This is a genomic window from Paenibacillus sp. NPDC057886 (assembly GCF_042796655.1).
Classification (GTDB): domain Bacteria; phylum Bacillota; class Bacilli; order Paenibacillales; family Paenibacillaceae; genus Paenibacillus.
In genome coordinates, this window is record NZ_JBHVMZ010000001.1 from 618,229 (window position 1) to 641,133 (window position 22,905).

Sequence of the window (22,905 nt, forward strand, 5' to 3'; positions counted from 1 at the left end):
ATATATTACACGAACAGATATAAAGAATAAAGAAACGAAGTATTCCATTGTACAGGACGACTTAAAATCATTTTTTGATGAACAACTCAAGGGATTTTATTTTGGAAAGGATAAAGTAAACGAATAACCCCAAGAGAGGACTATCTATATCTATGAATCCACCTAAGCATATCGTTTCAGCGGCAGCGATTGTAATGAATGAGAACAATGAAATTTTGCTAATCCGAGGACCCCGAAGAGGATGGGAAATGCCCGGAGGGCAAGTTGAAGAAGGAGAATCCTTACAGGATGCGGCAGTCAGGGAGACAAAAGAAGAATCAGGGATTGATATAGAGATTATTCGATTTTGTGGAATATTCCAGAATGTAGATGGTTCAATCGTGAATACATTATTTTTAGCAAGACCGATTGGGGGAGAACCCATAGTAACTAGTGAAAGCCTTGAGACAGGATATTTTCCAATAGAAGAAGCATTAAATAAGGTGACTTGGAAGAACTTCAAACAACGAATTGAATATTGTTTAAGGCCAGATTTGCAACCATTTTATATTGAATTCTAAGGGGATTCTAACAAGTGTTCACGAGGTTGAAGATATGAGGCCAGAAAGTGTATCCAGACTATCCAGACGATTAACCTCTGCGAGTATAAGTCAGCAACTCGTTCGCTGAGCACACTTAAGGCTCTCCTGTTCGTGAGGACAACAACGTTATAGGAAATCAGCACAAGGATTGTTTGGTAGATTAGATAAAACCACAGATTGGAGTGTGCTCATGGAAATTGAATTAGAAGTAATTCAGAGTATGTTAGTTAAATTTAAGTCTGAAGGTAAATGGACTCTCCAAGCAATCTCACAATTATGAGAAGAAGATATCACATGGTCACCAAATCAAGAAAGTAATAGTATTGCAAATCTGGTTGCACACATAAGAGGTTGTGTTCACTCAAGAATTGAAACGATATTTTATGATATTGCTGATTCAAGAGACAGGGATAAGGAGTTTGAATATGGACTTAAAATGACGATAGAAGAAGCCTATAACATGACTAAGGAATCATTCGATATTATCATTCAATATCTCGAACACCTCAGTTTCAACCCAAATTTGTTGTTATCTCAACCTTTCATTAATCGTCCCCCTCTTACATTCAGTCAAGTAAATAATGAAACAACGGTTTTAAATCTAATGATAGCAATGGTAAGAGAAATTCACTATCACACTGGTCAAATCATTTATGCAGCCAAAATAAGGAAAGGACAGCTAATTTGGCAATACGATTGATATCAACAGAATGCAATGATGCAATATATAGAACAATGAGAGCTTCGAAGGAGGCACTGACATCCTTAACACAATATTTTAGTTTCTTACAAGCAGAACACAATTTAGTGTCAATAACGGAGGATGCTATGAAATGGAAATCTCATTATCCAAAGCAGGTCTTAAAGAAGCTTCAATCATTCACGAAATGCAAATAAAAGCATTCATGCCTCTATTAAATAAATATAAAGACTATGAAACAAGCCCAGCAAATCAAACGGTAGAACAAATAGAAGATCGAATAAATCAAAGCTTTACAGATTATTACCTAATAAGAGAAGCAAATATTCCTGTGGGGGCCATTAGAATAGTAAAAAAAGAAAATAGAATCTATCGAGTAAGCCCCGTATTTATTTTACCTGACTACCAAGGGAGAGGGATTGCACAAAAAGTATTTTCAATGATTGAAGATAGATATAGCGATACGAGAATATGGGAGTTGGCTACAATCTCAGAAGAGCAGAGAAATTGTTACCTTTATGAAAAATTAGGATATAGACAGAAGGGAGATGCAAAACAAATTAATGACAAAATGACAATTGTGCTTTATGAAAAACGCATGATGTAGATAATCAAAAAAAGGTCAAAAACATTGAAACTGATGAGCAGCTGAGAACGTCCCTTGAGTTATAAAGAAAATTTGAAACTAATAAAGGACTGGTTGCATGTTCTATGTTAATTCAAGAGCGATCATTGAAAGATCTGGTAACGAAGCAACTGAGATTGTCATACAAAAAAGAACAAAGATGGACTCTTCTTTTCAGTTGAACTTCCTGGAGGTAGAATTGAACCGTTTGAATCGTTGGTCCAAGCTCTGGTAAGAGAGGTTAAAGAAGAAACTGGATTAGATGTTTATGAAATAGAAGGAACTGAAACAAGAATTGATACAACTGGAATAAATCCTGAATTTGAAGTGGAGTGTCTTAGACCATTCGCTGCTTATCAAACCATTAAGGGACCAATTGATTCTGCTGGATATTATTTTAGATGTAAGGCAAGTGGAGATTCGTTAGAAGCTGGTGACGAAACAATAGATATTCAATGGATTGATATTAAGGCACTAAATAAATTATTTATGGAGAACCCATTAGCTTTTTTCCGATGTTGATCGTGCTGGAGTTAAGTATTACTTGAATTATCAAGGATTTTGATAGGAGCTGGATTGATGGATTTTATATATGGAGAATATCTTATCAGTGATAACAAAGAGCTTCTGGACATTCATGCGGTAAAGGGTTTCTTATCTAGAAGCTATTGGGCCAATACGAGATCCGATGAAATAATTGAAAAGTCTATCCATTCTTCAACATGTTTTGGGATTTATAAGGGAGAAATTCAAGTTGGTTTTGCAAGGATTGTCACAGATGATGCGACAATGTATTGGCTTTGTGATGTTTTTATTCATGAGGAGTATAGGGGAGAGGACTTGGTAAGAAACTAATTGAAGTAATAACACAATCGGATCGTTTTAAAGATTTAATGGGGTTACTCGGAACATTAGATGCACATGAATTATATGAACAATATCAATTTAATAGAAATAGTGAACGCTTCATGATAAGACTTCCTGATTATTTGAGGGCGTGATGAGTTTGAAGAGAACTTTTTATTTTCTTTCTTTGATCATCGGGATAGTTTTTATAGTCCTTGGAGTAATACCAGCTATTTTTGCCTATCCCTACAGTGATGAACCAAACTCCGGGCCGGCAAGCTTTTGGGAACTGATTCTAATCATTAGTAACGAACAATGGATATTGTTTCTGATTGTTGGTCTGATACTAATTCTGTTTAACGTGTTACAACTACGAAAGACATGAAGGGAGATTTTATGAATGTACAAACTTAAAACAAAAGAAACAGACAACAGTGTCATTGAATTTATTGAAAGTGTTGAGAATCCCAAAAAACGTGAAGACGCGTATCAACTATTAGATATTTTCACTGAAACAACAGGGTATAAAGCAAAGATGTGGGGACCGAGTATTATTGGATTCGGCGCTTATCATTATAAATATGAATCTGGTCACGAAGGAGATGCACCGCTTGTGGGATTCTCACCCCGAAAAGCAAAAATCAGTTTGTATTTTGCGACTGGTGATTCAGAGCGAGAGAATCTATTAAAAGACTTTGGCAAACATACGACAGGAAAAGGTTGTGTATACATCAATAAAGTTGCAGATATCCATACCGATGTATTAAAAGCGTTGATCAACCAATCCATCAGGTTCTTGAAAGAAACCTATCCGAATCATTAATTCCTGTTCACTGATATTATTGGAGGTCACGTGATGAAAGAAGAGAACATTCATATACGATGGGCGAACGCAAATGATGCAGAGGACCTTCTAAAGCTCAATGATGCTTTTAATGGAGTAGGTACATCCATAGAAGAAGTAAAAGATAGCCTTGCTTTATCTAATGAGCTGATTGCTCTAGCTGTGATTGACGATCAGGCAGTTGGATTCGCTTGTGCTCAATATTTTAAATCTTTTTGTTATCGTGGACTCCAGGGAGAAATCACAGAAATGTATATTACCGAAGTTGCCCGGAGAAGAGGATTGGCTACGTTGTTAATTGCTTTTATAGAGGATGAACTCAGGACACGAGGTGTTACCAGTGTAAAAATCCTGACAGGCCAAAGAAATGAAATGGCTATAAAGACATACGAAAAATCAAACTATGCCAGAACAGAAGAAGTATTGTTTCAAAAGAAACTATGAACCAATAAACGTCGTGCACACATGGACATGCGCTCATACACTAAAAATGAACAATAGGGAGCATAATCGAATGTCTGAATATTATTGGGATAATAAAATTGAATACCTGAAAAATACGAGATGGCTTTACTACAATGACGATTACCTACAATTTTTAGTGCAATTTGTTTGGAAGATAGATAAACCTGTAAGCGTTATCGATTATGGGTGTGGGTTTGGTTATTTGGGTCTTAAACTGCTCCCCTTGTTACCAAAAGGATCAACCTACACTGGAATAGATAAGGGTGAAACATTAATCAATGAAGCTAAGGCAATTTTCTCCCAACTTCCTTATGATACAGAATTTATTACTTGTGATATAGAAGACGTTGTATTGGAGCGGAAGTATGACATTGCATTAAGTCATGCTTTTTTATTGCATATGGATGACTCTGTGGAAATACTCCAAAAGATGATTGAGAGTGTGCTGGATGGTGGAAGAATCATTTGTTTTGAACCTCATTGGATTGGAAATATGGCGAACTATCATGTGGAAGGCGTAGAACAAAGTGAAATCGTTAAACTAGGCGTTTTACAGAAATTATTTGAACAAGATCATATACGTACAGGTAAAGATGGAAATATTGGAATGCGATTGCCCATATTAATGAGTCAATTAGGATTAATGAATGTGGAATGTAGAATGAGTGATAAGGTCAACTTTCTAGATCAAAACATGGACTCTGCGAGAAAAAACATTCTCTATCACTCACTGAAAGAAGAAGGTATAGGGCTGGCCCCTGGTGATTCAATAGAGGTAACCAAATGCTTATCAACTCGGGGCTTAACCCAAAATGAAGCAAAGGCAGAGTATGAAGCTGAATTAACACTCTCCAAAGTATTTGATGATGAATCTTGGTTGACTTATGCAGCCAGCATGAAGATTTCATTTGGAACGGTCCGAAGGGAAGGGTGATAAGAACTGTGGGTTCATATGAAGGTATCTTGAAAAACAACATCGTTGTTGTGGTTAAGGGAGTCATTGAAAATAAAGGCCGGGTATTGATATTAAAACGTTCAGCTGCAGATGAAGTTGCGACGGGAAGTTGGGAAACCGTTGGTGGAAAGATCGATTTTGGAGAAGAACTAGAAGAAGCTTTGGCTCGTGAAGTGAAAGAAGAAGCTGGAATTGAAGTGAGTGTTGAGAAGTTACTATTTGCTACTACTTTTTTTACGGATCCGCATAGACAGATCGTATTACTGACATATTTGTGCAGAGCAACAGAAGACCAAGTGATACTTTCAGAAGAACATAGTGAGTATATGTGGGCAACCCGATCAGAGTTATATGACTATTTACCACAAACTATTTTAAATGATTTTAAAAAATATAACGTAATCGATACAGTTGAAATCATAGCTAAACAATATGGACTCAAGTAAGTCATTAATCTACTCCAATGAAATATAATTCGGCAAACGAAAGGGATATTTGAATGAACCCAATTACTATAGAGCCAATCGATAAAACGAATTGGGAAGAAGCGATCGCGATATCTTTACTTGATACGCAAGTAAATCTTGTACCGACGGTCATCGAATCTTTAGCATATGCCTACGTGAAGCCTTGGGATGCAGCTTTTGATCCATATCTTTTGCGTGAAGGCGATAAAGCTTTCGGTTTTTTCTATTTATCCTACACACCAGCTAGTACTGATAATTATTGGATTGGAGGATTTCAAATAGATAAGGACTATCAAGGAAAAGGATTAGGAAGTCAATCACTTTATACGATACTGGAAAGTATTCAGGAAAAGCATCCACAATGCCAAATCATCTCACTAACCGTAGAAAAAAGTAATGCTCATGCAAGAGTTTTATATGAGAAGATAGGATTTATGAATCAGGAAATAGAAAATCAGGATGGTGAAATGGTATATAAAATAAAATTGAAATAAGCAGATATTAGCCTTTTTGAAGGTATAATGGTCCATTCTAATAAAAGAAGGTGGGATAGCATGGTGTACGACGATATCAATAAAACGATGACCACAGAGAGGTTACTGTTAAGATTATTTACGGAAGAAGATGCTGAAACGGTTACCAGACTATGTAATGACTACAACATTTATAAGAGTACACTCACTTTACCCTACCCATATACATTAGATTGTGCATTGTCTTGGATAGAGCACCATAACGAAAATTTTAATGCGGATAAATTATATGAATTTGCTATTTGTGATAGGGAAACAGGTGATTTATACGGGGCAATAGCATTATCTAATCAACAACGTTACGATAACGGTGAGTTATCTTATTGGGTGGGTCAGCCGTTTTGGGGAAAAGGTTATGCAACGGAAGCAGCTAAAGCCATGTTAGACTTCGCTTTTGATGTGAAAAAATATCATAAGGTATATGCGCGGCACTTTGCTTCTAACCCGGCATCCGGACAAGTTATACAGAAGATTGGCATGATAAAAGAAGGAGTACTACTGGATCATGTCAAGAAAGAAGACCGGTATGAGGATCTGATTTACTACGGAGTAGTGAGAAATATAGTGAAAGAATAAAGTTCAAACCCAACGCGGAGGAATACATATTGATATGCAAATTCTATTGTTATTTTTAATGGAGGTAAGATATGAATACACTGATTCCATCCTTAGATTTGATTAAAGAAATTGAAATCTCGGAAATCGATTATATGACAGATCGCATGCTTGCTATACAAGGTCGGGACTCTAATCCAGAAGGAATTGAGATTCAGCAATTTGGAAATGCCATCTGTTTCTACAGTAAGACCATGCCATGGCCCACTTTCAATACGGTGAAGGGCTTAACAAATAACGATCTGGAACACATGGATGCTATCATCGATTTTTATAGACAGCGAGATCGGAAGATTCTGTTCGAAGTCATTCCATCTGTGGTGGGTCAGAACTTCTTGAAACGCTTAACTGATTTAGGCATGTATGCATCGGGATTTCATTCATCTCTTATCATCAAGCCTGAAGAAAAAAAGAATCACTCAGATCATATCAGAATTCAAGAACTTGAACAGGATCAATTCGACCTATACGCGACCATCCATTGCAGGGGAACCGGTTTGTCGGACGATGGTATCCCTTATGTCGCCCAGAATAATAAGGTTCTTTATCATCGTCCAGGATGGAAATTTTACATCGCATATGTTAATGATATCCCTGCAGCGGTAAGTGTTCTGTTTATTAAAAATCAAAAGGCATCCTTAACCCTTGCAGCAACTTTACCTGAGTTTAGAAATCAGGGTGTACATCAGCAGCTTTTAAATAGAAGAATAACGGAAGCCTTGAATAAGGAATGTAATCTGGTGGTAGGGCAATGTTCATTTGTATCTCAAAGCCATCGAAATATGGAGCATGTTGGAATGAAGTTGGGATATATCCGGACAGCATGGACTGAAAGATAAGAACCAGACTGAAATAGGAGGCAGCTCATGAACAATACAAATAAAATCCTGGGTGCGGTTCTCATGATTAGCAGTATTTTTATTTCAACCTTAGATAGAATTTCCGTGAGAATATCCATGGCCATAGTGGAAGCGGGATACGCTTCAGGTGGGAAAACACGCGAGTTAATCCCAGCGAACGATAATGGTTTCACGGGTTTTCTCGTATACTTCTTATTTTTCGTTGGATTTGTGCTATTGGTTGCTGGATTCCCGGGGAATTCCAGAAAGGATAAAACAAATAGGTACCCACAAAACCGATCATAGGAGGTGTTCATTTTGCCAGAGCACGAAGAAGCCCTAAACGGAGGCAATGTGAACAAGGTTGTAAAAGTAGGTAGCACTGTTCGGCGTGACGCTATACCGAATCCGTATGTATATGAATTGCTTAAGTACCTTGAAAAGGTGGGTTATGCGCATTCCCCTAGATATTTGGGAGTAGATGAGCAGGGTAGAGAAATCCTTTCTTACCTGGATGGTGTGGTTCCGGGAAATGACTATCCTGAGATTGAAAGTTATATGTGGTCTGATGAGACCTTAGACAAAGTAGCGAAGCTTTTAAAAAGCTATCATGATTCTACAGTGGGTTTTGTTACATCTACGGTTTCTTTAAATAACTGCCCAAAGATATTTTCAAAGGAAGAAGTAGTCTGTCATAACGATTTTGCATTGTATAACGTTGTATTTAAAGATCGGCTTCCTGTAGGAATCATCGATTTTGATATGGCAGGGCCTGGTCCGCGTCTATGTGATATCGTTTACAGCCTGTATACCTCTGTCCCACTAGCAGGTTTCTCACCGGGTAAAGATGAAAGGGAAGTCGTTCCATATAATAAACAGGATCATGCATCTGAGCGGAAAAGACGTATAGCGTTATTTTTTAATGCTTATGGTATGGATGTGCCGACAGATCTGAAGGAATGGGTGATTTCTCGAATTCATTTCATGTGTACCACACTATCTGATCGGGCAGCGTCTGGAGAAATAGCTTTTATCAAAATGATTGAAGAGGGTCATTTGGCTCATTATGAGAAAGAAGTAAGGTTCCTTGAGAAACATTTCGGTGACTGGAGTTAATCAAAATAAAAAAACAAAACGGAACGAGTGATTTTATTGTGATCAGATTAATACCTACTACAAGAGAGAACTGGAATGATGCATTAAACTTACAAGTTCAAGCCAATCAAAATCATTATGTTCCATCAGTAGCTGTGTCTCTAGCGAAAGTGCATATTCGTCCAGATGGGGATGAGTACAAGTATCTACCATTTTGCATATATAATACAGAGAATAGCTTAGTGGGTTTTGTCATGATCACTGTAGATGAAACAACAGCTTGGTCCTATTGGTTGAATGGTTTTATGATCGATGTAAGCTATCAAGGTAAGGGATATGGAAGAGCAACGATAGATTCGGTAATTAGCTATATAAAAGAGAACTATGTCCATAGCAAGTGTTTGAATTTAACTGTATGTGCAGATAATGAAGTTGCCAGAAAGCTTTATGAAAAAATGGGGTTTTCAGAGACCGGAGACGTATATGATGATGAAATTGTATATCGGTTCGTTTTTTAATTTAACGAGAGAGGTGCAGTGATGATATATCGGAGGAAGACATATGTTGTAGCATCTTCATTCGTAGAAGAGTTTAATGCTTTATTTAATGATATTCTATTACCTTCACAACTCAAGTACGGAGCGAGATTGATTGGAAGATGGCATACGCATATGAATGATGAAACCAGTGAGATTTTTGCGATGTGGGAATATGATACGTTTGAACAGTATAAAGAGATAGAGCAGAAGATCAAGTCTGACAACGGACATATAATTCGAGTACAAAAACGTTTTGATCAAATTGGTAGAGATAGATATAAGGAAGTATTTCGAAAAGATATTAAGCAAGATTTCTTTGAATCGACAGTTGACAGAGAGAAGACAATTTTAAAGACATTGTGTAACTAATACGTAAACAATCACCCCCGTATCTGAGCCGACCAGTGTGGGGCCGTATGAAACAAATTTTTATACTGAATTTAACATAAAAGACTTGTTAGTTGACATCCCTTTCGGTTTGCATTTACACAGATGAAAGCACTTAAACTAACTCCTACTTCTGCTTAACCAGTACAACACCGATGATGATGACCACAAGACCAATCCACGTTTTCCAAGAAGGTACTTCCTTCATAAACCAATATCCCATCCATATGGAGATGAGCACTTCTATGCATTTGGCAATGACCAGGACATAGCCCAGTTGGTTGACAGCTTTCATACCAAACTTGACGCCGTATCCTACGCTCAGATTAGCGGCGAGAAACAAAGGCAACATCCAAAGATGGAATTTAAACGTAGACCAGAATTGAGAGTCGATATGCTTGCTTTGATATGAAAAAATAATGTTGATACAGGCTAAGCCAGCAAACATGAGCACAAAGCTGATAAAATACAGCATAACATCACTCCCAGGGATAAGTAGTATGATTAATGTTTCCTCGAAGCAAGAATTTTATCCATGGGCATGAAATGCTGTTAGCGAATTTGTTTTTGATCAACGAAAGGAGTTGGCCTGGTAATCGAGAATAAATGAATGAAGCAAACATCGTACTGAGTGGTATGACCAAGTTCCTTGCAAAAAACACTTTGAAAAGAGGAGTTGAAGGCATGGATATTAAAAACAAGAGTGGAGATGTAATTGGGAAAATTCAGTTTCAGACTAGTGAAGATGAGGGCATGGTACATCAAATTATTATGGATCTGAAGCCAGGTGATGGAAAAGGCATTTATATCTCTAACGCCGAGGACAACAAATTTTCTCAACAAACGAGTTATGCAGCCAGAGATTGGGAGGGGGATTTTGGCGCCTTGAGAGAAAAGCTGCACCCTTGGCAACCCCGTTTTCCAACGTGCTCGGTTGTGCAAGATATTAAAGTATTTCACGGCTTCGATAACCTGTCCGACCAAGAAATAAATGAAATGATTGAAGAAAGCGAAAGGACCGGAAGCAATGTCGTGATAAGAGATTTAAAGCCTAATCATGTTATTACAGGCATCAATATCACATATCAATCGGATCGGGGAGTGTTTATGCTTCACGTTTTTGGCACTACCAAGAGCCGAATTAATGTACCGGATACGGAATCATTCAAAATCGAGAAACTGAATGTGTGTGGTCATGAGGCGTATTATATTTCGAATGCTGAGAACAGACAATTGATCTGGATCGAAGAAGATGCGGGTGGTAAGGCATTGCAATATGAGATCGTAGGAAGCGATATGTCGCAAGAATGGGTACTGAATATCGCTGAATCCATGATCGAATGACAAATTCAGTTGGGTAGATGGATTTGAATGTCAAACCTGAAACGATCAAGCAGCAAGCGGATTCTGTCCTTAGTTGGCATGTTAATTTCTTTAAGCTATATGGCAAAAAAAAAGATGTGTTTATGCATGTAATCTGGAAAACATTTCTATGATGGATTTTACATAAAAGCAATGCAGAATTCATTAAATCCCACACGTCCTTTTATATACTTAGTTTGTTTGACTCAGCGAACTAAAAGGACTAGGTGGTTGTTTAAATGTTGAAAAAACGAGACTTGCACGAATGCCACTCACTGCATGATTTGATGATGGACCCCGCTGTTTTTCCATACGTTCGTCATAAGTGCCGATCTTATGAAGAATACTTATTTGCAACCAAACAGGTGATCGATGAAGAAGAGCAAAACACATGTATTTCCAGAACGATCCTTAATGAGCTGGGACATCCCATCGGAACCATTGATTTATATCACATGGAACATAAGACAGGTTTTCTTGCAACATGGATTGGAGCCCCTTATTTCGGAAAAGGTTACAATCAACGAGCAAAGGAAGCCTTTTTCGCTGAGTTGTTTCTTCAACATGAAATTGAAACAGTATTTCTTAAAATTCGAAAACAAAACATTCGATCCAAGAAAGCGGTTGGAAAATTGCCTTATGTCAAATTAGCCAATGATATATATCAGGAAGTGTATAATTTGATAAACAATACGGAACAAATTTATGATTTGTACTACGTGAATCGTTCTGACTTTATGGCAAGTGAAGAGATGAACCAAGTGGTTGCTACGTAACAACTAAAAACGTCTTTCGATATCTATTCAAACGAAATCCCGCCAGGTTATCCTGTCGGGATTATTATTATTTCTTTGACAGTGCATGATGTAGTAGATAGGAAACAATAAGTAAGGATGCAGGAATATGGAAATTAAGGTCGAAAGAAGAGATAATAGCAAGAATGAAACAACGTTATAAGCAAGTCGCAAAGTATTTTAATGCTGGGGTGAAGTAATGGAGATCAAAAAAATAGAGAATCTATCCAATGAAGATTGGCTTCAACTTGGAAACTTTGGTTATAAATCCACTCAAAAATATGAGCTTACCAAAAAGGAGACACAAGGTTCCTTTAGTATGCATTTAACGTTAATAAATTTGGATGACATCTACGAAAAAGAAGAAATGAACAGTACAGATGATTTGGAACGATATGAAGAGATCATACAACTGGGACTTTCTTATGGAATATATATAGGTGGGGAAATCATAGCGCTCGCAATTTCTGAACCACAAACTTGGAATAATACGCTGATGATATGGCATCTTCAGGTGAATGAAAAATACATAAGAAAAGGATATGGAAAACTGTTGATCAATAAAGTGAATGAGATTGCCCACGAACAAGGCTTCAGAGCGATCACGTTAGAAACCCAGAATACGAACGTTCCAGCCATTCATTTTTACATGCAATGCGGTTATCAAATTGAAGGAATTGATGTATCACTATATTCAAATAATCACAGCCAAAACGAAGAAATAGCTTTGTATATGAGAAAGAAGATCAAATAAGAAAGAGTCACTGGGTATTATCTTGAAACCGCTTAAATCTATGATGTTTGGTGAGGAGAGACTCTGCATGATAACGCTCAGAAAAATAACACTAGATAACCGACGATCTATATTTAACTTGGAAGTATCAGAAGAGCAGCGTCAATATGTTGCATCAAACCTTTCAAGTGTAGCATCGTGTTATGTTCTTGCAACCAATGGCGGCTCACCGTTTCCACTTGCAATTTACGCAGATGAGCAACCTGTAGGTTTTGTAATGATAACTTACGGAATCACGGGTTATGATCTTCCTGTCATTGCTGACCATAGCTATTGTATTTTGCGACTGATGATTGACAAGCAGCACCAGAGTATGGGCTATGGCCGAGAAGCATTAAAGAAAATATTGGAGTTTATTCGAACTTTCCCAGCTGGTCCTGCACGTTATTGTTGGATTCCATATAGTCCTGATAACTTGGCTGCCAAAAAGCTATATGAGAGCTTTGGATTCCATGAAAATGGTGAAGTGTGCCACGACGAGCTCATAACAATATTGGAACTGTGAATTTCTTATTTTTAGATGGGAATTTTATAACAAAGGTTTCACGCTCAGTCTAATAGCTCTTGCTTCCCTGTGTCATAAAGTAGAAGTTCAACAGTTGTATTTTTTTACCATACATGATAACGTGATATTAAAACCAACTAATTTAGTTGGAAATGTATTTTGGAGGTATAATAATGACTAATATCGCGAAGAATCTCACAGATCTGATTGGTAATACACCACTTTTGGAGCTTTCTAATTTTGCGAAAAAGTATCAAGTTGAAGCGAAAATCATTGCTAAATTGGAATACTTTAATCCAGCAGGTAGTGTAAAAGATAGAATCGGATATGGAATGATTAAAGATGCTGAAGAGAAGGGGTTAATTAACCAAAATTCAGTGATAATAGAACCGACGAGCGGAAATACAGGTGTAGGGCTTGCTTTTGCAGCTGCAGCATTAGGATACAGATTAATCATAACGCTACCTGAGAGTTTCAGTGTAGAACGTAGGAAGCTGTTGATCGCTCTGGGAGCAGAACTAGTTCTTACACCTGCCACAGAAGGAATGTCTGGAGCCATAAAAAAGGCTGAAGAAATTGCGGCTACAATCCCTAACTCATTTATACCTCAGCAGTTTAAAAATCCAGCAAATCCACAAGTACATAAGGTAACAACCGCAGAAGAGATTTGGAGAGATACCGAAGGCAAAGTGGATATTTTTATTGGTGGAGTTGGTACAGGTGGAACCATATCTGGAGTTGGCGAAGCACTTAAACAAAGAAAAGAAGATGTGGAAATTATAGCTGTAGAGCCTTCGGATTCCCCGGTACTTTCTGGAGGGACTAAAGGAGTGCATACCATTCAAGGAATTGGTGCCGGTTTTGTTCCCGACAATTTCAATAGATCTGTAGTTGATGAGATCGTACAGGTAAGAAATGAAGATGCATTTGAAACAGCACGTTTTTTAGCTAAATCCGAAGGGTTATTAGTTGGTATTTCGTCTGGTGCTGCAGCATATGCAGCAGTGCAAATTGCAAAAAGGCCAGAGAATAAAAATAAATGTATAGTTGTTCTATTCCCAGATACAGGGGAACGATATTTATCAACAGACCTTTATCCAGAAGCATAAGATGAACTAAATGAGCCGTCCTCATTACGTTTAATCACTTCGTTGATGTTTTCTTTAGAAAAATTAAAGGGTGAACGCGATGACTGTTGGAAGAAAGGTTTTTGTTTTAAAGGATGAATCACGTATTGATCCCATAAGTAAAGAACTCAGAGAAGTGCTCATTAGTATATACTATCCTTCCAATCCAGTGGAGCATGAGTCGAAGTACATTTCGTTATTTGAACCTAATATTTCTTCCGCTGTTGATATGCTCTCTAGTATGGGAGTGGATAAGGATTATATTTGTAATCTGGATACAAAAATACATAATGATGAGAGTGTTGATATTAGTGCTAAAAACTGTCCCATTATTTTTATAGCTCCGGCTTTTGGTGTAGTTAAAGATATGTATTCCTTTTGTGTAGAACATTTAGTGGAGTGCGGATTTGTTGTCATAGCTATAGGAGCCACTCATGAATCTATATTTTCAATCTTTCCTGACGGTCGCTTTGTCCAGCAATCCAAAGAGATATCCGAAATAGACAGTTTAGATATTCATTCTTGGAAACAATTATTGAAGCTTAGAGTTGAGGATATTAGTTGGGTTTTGAAAAATCTAGATAAGGTCTTGGATTCAGATAAGGATTTTAGGACCATAGTCGATGTGAATGAAATGGGAATCATGGGTCATTCATTAGGTGGGGCTGCTGCTTATGAATTGCTTAAAAGAGAAAAGAGAATGAAGGCTAGTATTCTATTAGATCCTAGTTTCCATTTAATGACGACGAGTAAGGAAGAGGGAGTATCTGTTCCGTTATTGGTAGCTCGGCAAGAGAAATGCTCGTTTGAAGAACTGGAAAATGAAATCTCTCCAGACCTATTACCTTTGTTACTGAGTGGGTATGAGTCTTTGTTTAACTCGAGTGATCTGAATAGTTCATATATTAAACTAAACGGTGCTCATCATATGACTTTTAGCGATATTCCGATACATTACAACGAAGATGGGATAGAACACAAACATTCCACTATTAATAAGTATATTACTGCTTTCCTTGAGGAGCATTTAAAGAAGGAAGAAAATAAATTTCATGAGCTGCTGAAAAATAAGATTAATGATGGAATTGATCAATTAAATAGTAAGGGACAAGTTATTTAAGGAGGGGACTAGAAATGTTTAGATAACACACGCCTGAAATTTTTTAGAGGTAGTCAGCATTGATGAGGAGGAATGACGCATGGAATTAAATAATTGGTCCGAGGAACTTAATTCTTATGACTTATCAAATGAATATTCCATTCAAAAGGCTGAGCCCGAAGAATGGGGAGTGTATTGTTCTGTCTATTATAATATGGCCTATACTGGATTTTTTAGAGGAGAAGGCTTCAATGCTTCGCGGAATAACTCTTTTTGGATTTATAAAGGAGAATCAAAAATCGGTGGGGTAAGGATGGCACCCAATACGTTATATCATCTATTCTTTATCCCCCCATTCAATGATTCATTTGAGGTACTTAAGCTTCTTAAAAGAATACTCATAAAATGGTCTGATGCAACTCAACGTATCAAGATATATGAAGTTCTCCCCGATCAAGTACATTTATTTACGAGGGCTGGATTCTGGCCAGATGAGTTCAGATGTCGTTGGATGCAGCGTCCCACAGATCATTTCAATGTGCATTGGGATCATGCTCTTATAGTTAAGAGCCCCGAAATTATCGAGAATGAAACAGGGACTAAGCAATACATCAATGAAGAGGAAATCGCTCAGTGTGACTTTGAAAGCTTTGTAGGCGGTTTTGAAGCCTTACGGAGAAAGAAGACATCCCTTGAAGACTTTATCCCGAACGAAGAAATCTATTATACCAATGAGAACCTAACTCAAGCCTCTACACTTGTATATGATAAGGTTACTGGACAGCTCGTAGCCAACTGTCGCCTTTGTTTGCAGGACAATCAAGCAGCAGTATATAGCATCGGAGTCAACCCCGCTTACAGAGGAAAAGGACTTGCTACACGAATGCTGCAAAGAGCCTTGACTGAACTTAAAGACAAGTATCCAGTTCTAAGGTTATATGTCATGGAAGGCAACGATGCCGAATCAGTCTATTTTAATCTTGGATTTGTTCCTGGAGTTCAAGAGATACAAACGATGTATATTCCTGGAAATGAATAGTTTTCATTTAAATTTAATCAATTAACCAAACCCGAGAGGATCTTTTGAATGGGGCAGCATCAGCTCATAGCACGGTGTGCCCTGTTGCTTGAGGAAAGGAAGGTTATTATTAGTGACTATATTAATGTTGGTAGTGTCTTTGTTTCTCGGTATTTTTGTTGTGAAAATCGGAATGGATAATTCCAAGAGTAACCAATATGCCAAAGAAATATTGCAAGAATTAAGAGAGATCAAGGAGATTCTAAGGAAAGAACAATGAAGACAATATCGAGGAGGCGTTAGGGTGCTTAATGATTTAAAAGGCGAATCCAATATGTCACCTGTTGTAGGGATGTTATATTCTGCGGTTAAAGAAAACAGCCAACGACTCCAACGAATCACGGAAGGTATGGCGATAGAAGAAATAGATTATAAAGGACCTAATAACAACTTCAATAGTACCGCTCAATTAATAAAACATATTACGTACGTCGATCTGAATTGGGTTTATCGAATAAAGGGGCTACCACTTCCTCAAAACTTAAGAGAGCAACATGGCCCTATGATTGATGAAAATGGCAGACTTCCGATGGTTCAAGGAATATCTTTGAGTACACTTATGTCGACATATGAAGGTGTCATAACCATGTTGAAGGACGCATGTACACCATTAACGGATGATGATCTAGCGAGGATTGTCACTTTTGGACATGAGAATGAGAAGCAAGCAACCATACGCTGGGGCATATGGCATATCGCTGACCACAGTCGTTATCATCAAGCCCACATTAATCAACTTCGAAGAGGGTATCATGAAGCTCACTAAAGAACGATGAAAAAGCGGTATTCGTATTGCATTTGTCTTTGAACAGCTAACAGCTCATAGAAAACAGCCGAACTTATAACATTTAAAGAGCGTCTAAGATATAGCATCATTAAAATTTCGGTGATTAGTATTTAATATGTTGGTCAAAGATCCTATAAATCATGAGGCAACAGACAGAATAATTTAGATCATGTGAAAAAACAAAGGAGGTGATTCCATTGGTAAACAAATAAAATGAGAAAATCTAAATGTTGATTTAAATAAGCATGCAGATTTTCTCTCTTATGGATCCAGAATTTAATATAGAGGAGAATGAACATGCTAAATCAATTAAGTGAAACGATCTATTATCTATCTAACCAAAATGATAAAGAAAGACCGACATTGGGGTTAGTTTGCGGTGATAAATATAGCCTCGTCGTTGACGGTGGGAATTCGGTTCAACATGCCAGGGATTTCTTACATGAGATAGAGAAGTTAAACGTTCCACCCGTTAAATATGTGGTCATCACTCATGCCCATTGGGATCATTTTTTAGGAATGAATGAATATGGAGCTACGATTATTATGAATAGTCTAACTAGCCAAAAGATGAATGATTGGCGGAACTATTCTTATGATGACGGCTCTCTTCAGGGGTATGTGGATTCCAAGAAGATGACTTCACATTGCATGGAAACGATACAAAATGAAATACCGGAGAGAGACACATTTCAGTTATGTCCTCCGGATATCATTTTTGAAAAGTCTCTCCATCTGGACTTGGGAAACAAAGTTTGTGTGCTTGAAACCATTCGAAGTACGCATACGGATGATTCAACAGTCGTGTATATTCCGGATGAAAAGGTGATATTTCTAGGCGATAGTGCATATTGCACAACTACAAACGCTTTATATCATTTTAAACAGACTCATTTATTGCCTATGATAGAAGATATTCAGAAATATGATGCAACGCATTTTTTGCTTGGTCATGAATCGATTTGTGACTTGGAGGAGATGGATAAATATTATAAAGAGCTCATCTTAGCCAATAATGCTGTGAAATCCACATCCATAGAGGAAGCGATCGAGCAATTTGAGGCAGCCAATGATCGAAAAGCAAATGATGATGAGCTTTTCTTCTTACAAGGATTCGTGAATGATCAGATCTTACAATCAAAAGCAACGGAATAAAAGAACATCCATGAGAACCCATTTCAATTGCTCCATGTGAAGTTCTCTGATATACTTTTCGCATGATATTTGATTGGGGGTTACTCAGATGGCAATGCTGAATTGCTCGTTAGCTAGAAATAACTCATGCAAAGCCTGATCGGGGGCGATACTTTGCGTGGGGCGCGATAGGTTAGATTCTTTCGCCCATACTTAATATTATCGTTTCTAATAACAGGCTTTGCCCTTATTGATTTTTTTCTACGAAAAATAAGGAGCTGAAAGCTATGAGTACACCATTTATTAGAAACCACCAATATAATTTGATTAAAAGACAAGCGGAATTTGTTCGCAAAACCGTGCAATCCGCCGCGGATCGCAGGGTCCTGGAGACTGTAAGATACAGTGCTGCAACAAACATCATTGAAGCATTTACGGATCTGACAGAGAATCAGCAGCAAATGCTGGAGCAAATTTCGTCGCTGGAGACAACAGACGATTTTCAACGGTATATGAAAGCATTAGAACCATACCTGGAGTTGTATCCACCGATTACGTTGAAACAAATTCAGAAGTTATTTCCGAAGAACAAAAAGATGAAAATGCCTGATCTACAATCCATTGATTTTCGATATGTAACGTACCTGAGCTGGGTAGATATTGCGACGAACAAATTATTCGTTGTTTATCCGTTCGAAGGACAGTTTATCGGTATTGAGGGAAGAATAACGCCGACACACAAGAAGGGTTACTGCCTATTCTGTAATCGGCATCAAGAGCTTGCATTCTTCACGGTCAAGACCAAGAACGCTTTACCGGATAATTATTCTGCGATTGGTCAATACGTTTGCATGGAGAACCAAGGATGTAATCACAGCATTACCAATACAGAATCGCTGGAGAAGTTCATTCTCTCCGTTCGTAAATAAGGTTATATCAAGTAAAGGGCTGCCTGAAAGGCGGCCTTTTTTGCTTATGCTTACATTCCTCAATGGTGTTCAGAAATCATTGGAAAAAGAGGTTGATAATTGTTAACATGTAATCATACTGAGTGTAAACGGAGAAGAGGTGGGAAATTGGAAATCAAAGATCGTCCAAAGATAACAATCCCCAAAACGTTACTGGAAAAAACTTTAGATATCACAACCATCATTTTATTTATTATTGGCATTATTTACTGCTTGCAACAATGGATGACCTTACCGGATCAGATACCGATTCATTTTAATATGAAGGGGGAACCTGATGGCTGGGGAGGAAAGTGGGGAGTATGGCTGCCCTTAGTCATTGGCCTTATATTATGGATTGGGCTTTCGCAACTGGAGAAGTATCCTCATACGTATAATTACCTCAATTTAAATTTGGAGAACGCGGAAAGACAATATAAAAATGCACGGCTCATGATTAATCTGATGAAGACGGAGATATCCATATTTTTCATTTATATCAGTTGGATGATCATTGAGTTTTCAAGTGCGGACAAAGTCACTCATAATAATTGGTTGCCCGTTGTCATATTCATTATCGTTTTATTTAGTTCTATAGGTTTCTTTATATACAGATCATTTAAGCTCAAATAACGTTGGGACTGCGTCTTGATTCAAGAATTGAAACAGGACTATGAAACTCACAAAGGAGAAATGATATGACGGTCGTTGGAATCTTGGGGACGATTCATAATCAAGAATTAAGAGAGAAATATAATAGCTCGCTTACCCTGTATCAGGATCTGATTACAGAATTCAACCCGGATATCATCTGCGGTGAAGTCCATCCCCTAAGTTGGATGAAATATATCAAGGATAAACAGGATAAAGGGTACTGGGGAGAGCCGGCCAGTGAGTATTGGGAGCTTATCTTTCCTTTATGCGAAGAACGGAATATAGAGTTTGTGCCGATTGACTGGTTTGAGTTAGATGTCTGGAATGATTTTGATCCATTTAACGGCTTCTCAGAAGAGCAACGTAAAACGTTGGAGAAAATCGATGATGAATGGTTTTCTAAACAAATGAATACACATGACGTTGGATCGATTCCCTTTAACTCGGATGCGTTTGATAATATGACCAAACAAAAATATGAATGGTTGGATCAGATTAATCCAAAAGCAAATAACTTTAGATGGATCGTACGAAATCAGATTATGATTCAACGTGTGAAGAACACTTATCATTCGAATCCGGGTAAGAAAATTCTATGTGTTGTGGGAGCAGATCATAATTATATTTTCAAAGAGGAATTAAGTAATGAACCTATTGAATTGGTATATCCATTACGATAGTTCAATTAATAGACTATAACCTTCAGGAGGCTTATGCCATGATCAGATTGTGCAACAGTATGGACGCAGATGCAATGGTTGAGATCATTAATGATGCAGCAAAGGCATACCAGGGTGTAATTCCTGAGGATCGCTATCATGAACCCTATATGCCATTGCAAGAATTGAATCAGGAAATCCGTGATGGCGTTGTGTTCTGGGGCTTTGAAGAAAATAATAGATTATGGGGCGTTATGGGAATTCAGGATAAAGGTGATGTTGCTTTAATCAGGCACGCATATGTAAGAACTCACCAACGCGGTAGCGGAATAGGCACAAAACTGTTGGCTCATCTGGTGGCATCAACCGATAAACCGATATTAATAGGAACCTGGGATTCCGCAGAATGGGCAATAAAATTCTATTTGAAAAATGGCTTTACACTTGTTTCATCGGATGAGAAGAAGCAGTTATTAACTCGATACTGGAACGTTCCCGAAAGACAAATCGAGACCTCTGTCGTTTTATGTGATGGGAAGTGGAATGCTTTTTGAAATGAGTAAGTATTTTTCGAGGGCTTAAGATTCACTAAATGATGTGAGGTGCTTGTATGCTTTATCATTTTAGCGAGGTTTCAGATATCCAGGTCTTTGTTCCAAGGGAGAAGCAAAACAGAGCTGAATTTCCTGCAGTGGTGTGGGCCATTGATGAAGAGCATGAATATTCATATTACTTTCCAAGAGATTGCCCGAGAATCATCTGTAAGAAGACTGACACTTTAAGTGATGAGAATAATGATAAGTTTTTCAAACATTCTAATTCAGATATCATCGTTACGGTTGAAAGTTCATGGTATCCGAGGATTATGAATCAGATCATATACAGGTACCATTTCGATAACACCAATTTTGAACTCTTTGATCCAACGGCGGGATACTACATTTCTTATCAGGTTACAAAGCCTCTACATATAGACCGTATGGATGGTTTAATAGAGAGATTATTTAAGAAAGGAGTTGAACTCAGATTTACTCCGAATCTGTACCCACTGAGAGAGGCGATACTTACATCGGATTTCAAAGAATTTGGAATACATAGATTCACTAACGCAACGAAAGTTTAGAGCGATTACTTTTCGCTGTGATGTGATGGTACGAAATTATTAGGCACTTACGACATGTTGTAAAAGGATGGGGGATCATTTATGGAAGCTAAAGTTGTGACTTTGCCCGCTTTTCAGGTGGTAGGGTACAAAATTGAAGCCGCGGTTGAAGCGTTTGAATCGGGTCTTGGTAAGATCCATCATGAACAACTGGTCAAAAGAAGAGAGGAGATTCAGCATCGGAAAAATGACAATGTCATATTGATGCAGATTTATCCTATGGAGGCAGATTTTAATCCCAAAGAGGATGTATTTACACATCTGATTGGTTATGAGGTACTCGCAGACAGCGTTGTCCCATCTGACATGATTCTTCACACAGTCAAGGAAAGCCAATATGTGACTTGCACACACAAAGGGCTTGAATCGGAGCTTGATGCTACATATGATTATTTATATGGCCAATGGATTGGTGAAACGGGATACGAGCTGAAGGACTATGATTTTGAAATTTGGGATGAACGATATCAACCTGAACATCCCGATAATGAGATTGATTTGTTCGTAGCGTTGCAGTAGTATAGGCTTTTTTGCGATACAGATTCTTCTATTTCGTATATAATAGAGATTCATATGAGTCTGTATAACTACATAACATCGCGGGGTGCATCAATCTTATGACAACCATCTATGATTTTAGCGTAACCAAAACGAGTGGAGAACGATTCCCGCTCTATCAATACGAAGGAAAACCTGTACTGATCGTGAATACAGCGAGCAAGTGCAAGTACACGCATCAGTTCGACGACATGCAAAAGCTTTATGATCGATATAAAGAGCAAGGGCTCCAGATCATAGGTTTCCCGTGTAACCAATTTGCGGAGCAAGAGCCGGGAAGCAGCGAAGAGGCGGAATCCTTTTGTCAGATTAACTATGGCGTGAAATTTCCCATGTTCTCCAAAATGGATGTCAATGGAGAAGCGGCTCATCCGCTGTATGACTTTTTGAAAAAGTCGGGACCTTTTGCAGGCTTTGATGAGTCAGATGTGCAAGCGAAACTGCTGAAGCTGATGGTGGCGGACAAAGCACCGGAATGGTTGCATGGTGATGCAATCAAGTGGAACTTCACGAAGTTTCTGATTGATGCCGAAGGGCATGTGGTTAAACGTTTTGAACCTGTTGATTCGATTGATGAGATTCAGGCGAGTATAGAACAGCTTCTGTAAGTTATCTTTCACAATCCCAAAGGGCCATGACACGTACCGTGCAAACAAACGGATATGTGCATGGCCTTCTATATTTCAAAGTCTGTTGAGTACTATCCGACATGATGTGAAACGGGTAAAATGGTAAGAAACCTCTCCAGAACAGGA

General features: G+C 38.0%; 33 protein-coding genes. 32 read left to right on the forward strand and 1 reads right to left on the reverse strand.

Annotation, left to right across the window (positions count from 1 at the left end; genetic code table 11):
- Positions 1-152 precede the first annotated feature (152 nt).
- The 16 genes from ACFVQB_RS02855 to ACFVQB_RS02930 all read left to right on the forward strand — a co-directional run bounded on the left by ACFVQB_RS02855 (position 153) and on the right by ACFVQB_RS02930 (position 9,473).
- Entirely contained in the window at positions 153-560 is a 408-nt protein-coding gene (locus ACFVQB_RS02855; protein ID WP_379434909.1) for an NUDIX hydrolase, read from the forward strand.
- Positions 561-870: 310 nt separating this feature from the next.
- Positions 871-1,281, forward strand: coding sequence for a DUF1572 family protein (locus tag ACFVQB_RS02860; protein WP_379436271.1), 411 nt, complete (start codon positions 871-873; stop codon positions 1,279-1,281).
- Between the two features lie 133 nt (positions 1,282-1,414).
- Positions 1,415-1,888, forward strand: a complete 474-nt coding sequence (locus ACFVQB_RS02865) for a GNAT family N-acetyltransferase (RefSeq protein WP_379434910.1) — start codon at positions 1,415-1,417, stop codon at positions 1,886-1,888.
- 234 nt (positions 1,889-2,122) lie between these two features.
- Positions 2,123-2,428: an NUDIX hydrolase gene (locus tag ACFVQB_RS02870; protein WP_379434911.1), complete on the forward strand. Its 306-nt coding sequence runs from the start codon at positions 2,123-2,125 to the stop codon at positions 2,426-2,428.
- Positions 2,429-2,485: 57 nt separating this feature from the next.
- Positions 2,486-2,761: a GNAT family N-acetyltransferase gene (locus ACFVQB_RS02875; RefSeq protein WP_379434912.1), complete on the forward strand. Its 276-nt coding sequence runs from the start codon at positions 2,486-2,488 to the stop codon at positions 2,759-2,761.
- 391 nt (positions 2,762-3,152) lie between these two features.
- Positions 3,153-3,575: a DUF1801 domain-containing protein gene (locus ACFVQB_RS02880; RefSeq protein WP_379434913.1), complete on the forward strand. Its 423-nt coding sequence runs from the start codon at positions 3,153-3,155 to the stop codon at positions 3,573-3,575.
- A gap of 33 nt (positions 3,576-3,608) precedes the next feature.
- Entirely contained in the window at positions 3,609-4,040 is a 432-nt protein-coding gene (locus tag ACFVQB_RS02885; RefSeq protein WP_379434914.1) for a GNAT family N-acetyltransferase, read from the forward strand.
- Positions 4,041-4,110: 70 nt separating this feature from the next.
- Positions 4,111-4,995: a class I SAM-dependent methyltransferase gene (locus tag ACFVQB_RS02890; RefSeq protein ID WP_379434915.1), complete on the forward strand. Its 885-nt coding sequence runs from the start codon at positions 4,111-4,113 to the stop codon at positions 4,993-4,995.
- Between the two features lie 8 nt (positions 4,996-5,003).
- The gene (locus ACFVQB_RS02895) at positions 5,004-5,462 is read left to right on the forward strand and encodes an NUDIX hydrolase (protein ID WP_379434916.1); all 459 of its coding nucleotides are present in this window, start codon (positions 5,004-5,006) and stop codon (positions 5,460-5,462) included.
- Positions 5,463-5,515: 53 nt separating this feature from the next.
- The gene (locus ACFVQB_RS02900; protein WP_379434917.1) at positions 5,516-5,977 is read left to right on the forward strand and encodes a GNAT family N-acetyltransferase; all 462 of its coding nucleotides are present in this window, start codon (positions 5,516-5,518) and stop codon (positions 5,975-5,977) included.
- Between the two features lie 60 nt (positions 5,978-6,037).
- Positions 6,038-6,592 (forward strand): GNAT family N-acetyltransferase, encoded by a 555-nt coding sequence (locus ACFVQB_RS02905; RefSeq protein WP_379434918.1) that lies wholly within the window; start codon positions 6,038-6,040, stop codon positions 6,590-6,592.
- Positions 6,593-6,663: 71 nt separating this feature from the next.
- Complete coding sequence (locus tag ACFVQB_RS02910; protein ID WP_379434919.1) at positions 6,664-7,470, forward strand: GNAT family N-acetyltransferase; 807 nt, start codon at positions 6,664-6,666, stop codon at positions 7,468-7,470.
- A gap of 27 nt (positions 7,471-7,497) precedes the next feature.
- Positions 7,498-7,776 carry a hypothetical protein gene (locus tag ACFVQB_RS02915; RefSeq protein WP_179265109.1) on the forward strand — a complete coding sequence of 93 codons (279 nt, stop codon included), beginning with the start codon at positions 7,498-7,500 and terminating at the stop codon, positions 7,774-7,776.
- 12 nt (positions 7,777-7,788) lie between these two features.
- Positions 7,789-8,586 (forward strand): phosphotransferase, encoded by a 798-nt coding sequence (locus tag ACFVQB_RS02920; protein WP_379434920.1) that lies wholly within the window; start codon positions 7,789-7,791, stop codon positions 8,584-8,586.
- Positions 8,587-8,624: 38 nt separating this feature from the next.
- Entirely contained in the window at positions 8,625-9,083 is a 459-nt protein-coding gene (locus ACFVQB_RS02925; protein WP_379434921.1) for a GNAT family N-acetyltransferase, read from the forward strand.
- A 21-nt stretch (positions 9,084-9,104) separates the two neighbouring features.
- Positions 9,105-9,473 carry an NIPSNAP family protein gene (locus ACFVQB_RS02930; RefSeq protein ID WP_379434922.1) on the forward strand — a complete coding sequence of 123 codons (369 nt, stop codon included), beginning with the start codon at positions 9,105-9,107 and terminating at the stop codon, positions 9,471-9,473.
- 145 nt (positions 9,474-9,618) lie between these two features.
- Here ACFVQB_RS02930 and ACFVQB_RS02935 read toward each other — a convergent pair whose 3' ends face one another.
- Positions 9,619-9,966, reverse strand: coding sequence for a hypothetical protein (locus ACFVQB_RS02935; protein WP_379434923.1), 348 nt, complete (start codon positions 9,964-9,966; stop codon positions 9,619-9,621).
- A 209-nt stretch (positions 9,967-10,175) separates the two neighbouring features.
- On the opposite strand from ACFVQB_RS02935, the gene ACFVQB_RS02940 reads away from it, so the two are divergent.
- The 16 genes from ACFVQB_RS02940 to ACFVQB_RS03015 all read left to right on the forward strand — a co-directional run bounded on the left by ACFVQB_RS02940 (position 10,176) and on the right by ACFVQB_RS03015 (position 22,758).
- Positions 10,176-10,835, forward strand: a complete 660-nt coding sequence (locus ACFVQB_RS02940; protein WP_379434924.1) for a DUF4367 domain-containing protein — start codon at positions 10,176-10,178, stop codon at positions 10,833-10,835.
- Positions 10,836-11,092: 257 nt separating this feature from the next.
- Positions 11,093-11,629, forward strand: coding sequence for a GNAT family N-acetyltransferase (locus ACFVQB_RS02945; protein ID WP_379434925.1), 537 nt, complete (start codon positions 11,093-11,095; stop codon positions 11,627-11,629).
- A gap of 217 nt (positions 11,630-11,846) precedes the next feature.
- Positions 11,847-12,401, forward strand: coding sequence for a GNAT family N-acetyltransferase (locus ACFVQB_RS02950; RefSeq protein ID WP_379434926.1), 555 nt, complete (start codon positions 11,847-11,849; stop codon positions 12,399-12,401).
- A 67-nt stretch (positions 12,402-12,468) separates the two neighbouring features.
- A complete protein-coding gene (locus tag ACFVQB_RS02955; RefSeq protein ID WP_379434927.1) occupies positions 12,469-12,945 on the forward strand; it encodes a GNAT family N-acetyltransferase in 477 nt (158 codons plus the stop codon).
- A gap of 173 nt (positions 12,946-13,118) precedes the next feature.
- A complete protein-coding gene (cysK, locus tag ACFVQB_RS02960; protein WP_379434928.1) occupies positions 13,119-14,054 on the forward strand; it encodes a cysteine synthase A in 936 nt (311 codons plus the stop codon).
- A gap of 79 nt (positions 14,055-14,133) precedes the next feature.
- Positions 14,134-15,192 (forward strand): alpha/beta hydrolase, encoded by a 1,059-nt coding sequence (locus ACFVQB_RS02965; RefSeq protein WP_379434929.1) that lies wholly within the window; start codon positions 14,134-14,136, stop codon positions 15,190-15,192.
- Positions 15,193-15,271: 79 nt separating this feature from the next.
- Positions 15,272-16,210, forward strand: coding sequence for a GNAT family N-acetyltransferase (locus tag ACFVQB_RS02970; RefSeq protein WP_379434930.1), 939 nt, complete (start codon positions 15,272-15,274; stop codon positions 16,208-16,210).
- Between the two features lie 283 nt (positions 16,211-16,493).
- Positions 16,494-17,015, forward strand: a complete 522-nt coding sequence (locus ACFVQB_RS02975; protein WP_379434931.1) for a DinB family protein — start codon at positions 16,494-16,496, stop codon at positions 17,013-17,015.
- A 318-nt stretch (positions 17,016-17,333) separates the two neighbouring features.
- Positions 17,334-18,191, forward strand: a complete 858-nt coding sequence (locus tag ACFVQB_RS02980; protein WP_379434932.1) for an MBL fold metallo-hydrolase — start codon at positions 17,334-17,336, stop codon at positions 18,189-18,191.
- A gap of 266 nt (positions 18,192-18,457) precedes the next feature.
- On the forward strand, positions 18,458-19,099 hold the full coding sequence (locus ACFVQB_RS02985; RefSeq protein WP_379434933.1) for a FusB/FusC family EF-G-binding protein: 642 nt from the start codon (positions 18,458-18,460) through the stop codon (positions 19,097-19,099).
- A gap of 147 nt (positions 19,100-19,246) precedes the next feature.
- A complete protein-coding gene (locus ACFVQB_RS02990; RefSeq protein ID WP_379434934.1) occupies positions 19,247-19,750 on the forward strand; it encodes a DUF1648 domain-containing protein in 504 nt (167 codons plus the stop codon).
- Positions 19,751-19,815: 65 nt separating this feature from the next.
- Entirely contained in the window at positions 19,816-20,451 is a 636-nt protein-coding gene (locus ACFVQB_RS02995) for a hypothetical protein (protein WP_379434935.1), read from the forward strand.
- Positions 20,452-20,525: 74 nt separating this feature from the next.
- Complete coding sequence (locus ACFVQB_RS03000) at positions 20,526-20,984, forward strand: GNAT family N-acetyltransferase (protein ID WP_379434936.1); 459 nt, start codon at positions 20,526-20,528, stop codon at positions 20,982-20,984.
- Between the two features lie 56 nt (positions 20,985-21,040).
- Entirely contained in the window at positions 21,041-21,553 is a 513-nt protein-coding gene (locus ACFVQB_RS03005; protein WP_379434937.1) for a DUF6886 family protein, read from the forward strand.
- 81 nt (positions 21,554-21,634) lie between these two features.
- Positions 21,635-22,111 (forward strand): GyrI-like domain-containing protein, encoded by a 477-nt coding sequence (locus tag ACFVQB_RS03010; RefSeq protein WP_379434938.1) that lies wholly within the window; start codon positions 21,635-21,637, stop codon positions 22,109-22,111.
- A 98-nt stretch (positions 22,112-22,209) separates the two neighbouring features.
- Positions 22,210-22,758 carry a glutathione peroxidase gene (locus ACFVQB_RS03015; protein ID WP_379434939.1) on the forward strand — a complete coding sequence of 183 codons (549 nt, stop codon included), beginning with the start codon at positions 22,210-22,212 and terminating at the stop codon, positions 22,756-22,758.
- Positions 22,759-22,905 lie beyond the last annotated feature (147 nt).

Excerpts from the sequence above, each read along its gene's own strand:
- ACFVQB_RS02855 (WP_379434909.1), top strand. The coding sequence starts at position 153 with ATGAATCCACCTAAGCATATCGTTTCAGCGGCAGCGATTGTAATGAAT.
- ACFVQB_RS02865 (WP_379434910.1), top strand. The coding sequence starts at position 1,415 with ATGGAAATCTCATTATCCAAAGCAGGTCTTAAAGAAGCTTCAATCATT.
- ACFVQB_RS02875 (WP_379434912.1), top strand. The coding sequence starts at position 2,486 with ATGGATTTTATATATGGAGAATATCTTATCAGTGATAACAAAGAGCTT.
- ACFVQB_RS02880 (WP_379434913.1), top strand. The coding sequence starts at position 3,153 with ATGTACAAACTTAAAACAAAAGAAACAGACAACAGTGTCATTGAATTT.
- ACFVQB_RS02885 (WP_379434914.1), top strand. The coding sequence starts at position 3,609 with ATGAAAGAAGAGAACATTCATATACGATGGGCGAACGCAAATGATGCA.
- ACFVQB_RS02890 (WP_379434915.1), top strand. The coding sequence starts at position 4,111 with ATGTCTGAATATTATTGGGATAATAAAATTGAATACCTGAAAAATACG.
- ACFVQB_RS02900 (WP_379434917.1), top strand. The coding sequence starts at position 5,516 with ATGAACCCAATTACTATAGAGCCAATCGATAAAACGAATTGGGAAGAA.
- ACFVQB_RS02905 (WP_379434918.1), top strand. The coding sequence starts at position 6,038 with ATGGTGTACGACGATATCAATAAAACGATGACCACAGAGAGGTTACTG.
- ACFVQB_RS02910 (WP_379434919.1), top strand. The coding sequence starts at position 6,664 with ATGAATACACTGATTCCATCCTTAGATTTGATTAAAGAAATTGAAATC.
- ACFVQB_RS02915 (WP_179265109.1), top strand. The coding sequence starts at position 7,498 with ATGAACAATACAAATAAAATCCTGGGTGCGGTTCTCATGATTAGCAGT.
- ACFVQB_RS02930 (WP_379434922.1), top strand. The coding sequence starts at position 9,105 with ATGATATATCGGAGGAAGACATATGTTGTAGCATCTTCATTCGTAGAA.
- ACFVQB_RS02935 (WP_379434923.1), bottom strand. The coding sequence starts at position 9,966 with ATGCTGTATTTTATCAGCTTTGTGCTCATGTTTGCTGGCTTAGCCTGT.
- ACFVQB_RS02940 (WP_379434924.1), top strand. The coding sequence starts at position 10,176 with ATGGATATTAAAAACAAGAGTGGAGATGTAATTGGGAAAATTCAGTTT.
- ACFVQB_RS02945 (WP_379434925.1), top strand. The coding sequence starts at position 11,093 with ATGTTGAAAAAACGAGACTTGCACGAATGCCACTCACTGCATGATTTG.
- ACFVQB_RS02950 (WP_379434926.1), top strand. The coding sequence starts at position 11,847 with ATGGAGATCAAAAAAATAGAGAATCTATCCAATGAAGATTGGCTTCAA.
- ACFVQB_RS02955 (WP_379434927.1), top strand. The coding sequence starts at position 12,469 with ATGATAACGCTCAGAAAAATAACACTAGATAACCGACGATCTATATTT.
- cysK (WP_379434928.1), top strand. The coding sequence starts at position 13,119 with ATGACTAATATCGCGAAGAATCTCACAGATCTGATTGGTAATACACCA.
- ACFVQB_RS02965 (WP_379434929.1), top strand. The coding sequence starts at position 14,134 with ATGACTGTTGGAAGAAAGGTTTTTGTTTTAAAGGATGAATCACGTATT.
- ACFVQB_RS02970 (WP_379434930.1), top strand. The coding sequence starts at position 15,272 with ATGGAATTAAATAATTGGTCCGAGGAACTTAATTCTTATGACTTATCA.
- ACFVQB_RS02980 (WP_379434932.1), top strand. The coding sequence starts at position 17,334 with ATGCTAAATCAATTAAGTGAAACGATCTATTATCTATCTAACCAAAAT.
- ACFVQB_RS02985 (WP_379434933.1), top strand. The coding sequence starts at position 18,458 with ATGAGTACACCATTTATTAGAAACCACCAATATAATTTGATTAAAAGA.
- ACFVQB_RS02995 (WP_379434935.1), top strand. The coding sequence starts at position 19,816 with ATGACGGTCGTTGGAATCTTGGGGACGATTCATAATCAAGAATTAAGA.
- ACFVQB_RS03000 (WP_379434936.1), top strand. The coding sequence starts at position 20,526 with ATGGTTGAGATCATTAATGATGCAGCAAAGGCATACCAGGGTGTAATT.
- ACFVQB_RS03005 (WP_379434937.1), top strand. The coding sequence starts at position 21,041 with ATGCTTTATCATTTTAGCGAGGTTTCAGATATCCAGGTCTTTGTTCCA.
- ACFVQB_RS03010 (WP_379434938.1), top strand. The coding sequence starts at position 21,635 with ATGGAAGCTAAAGTTGTGACTTTGCCCGCTTTTCAGGTGGTAGGGTAC.
- ACFVQB_RS03015 (WP_379434939.1), top strand. The coding sequence starts at position 22,210 with ATGACAACCATCTATGATTTTAGCGTAACCAAAACGAGTGGAGAACGA.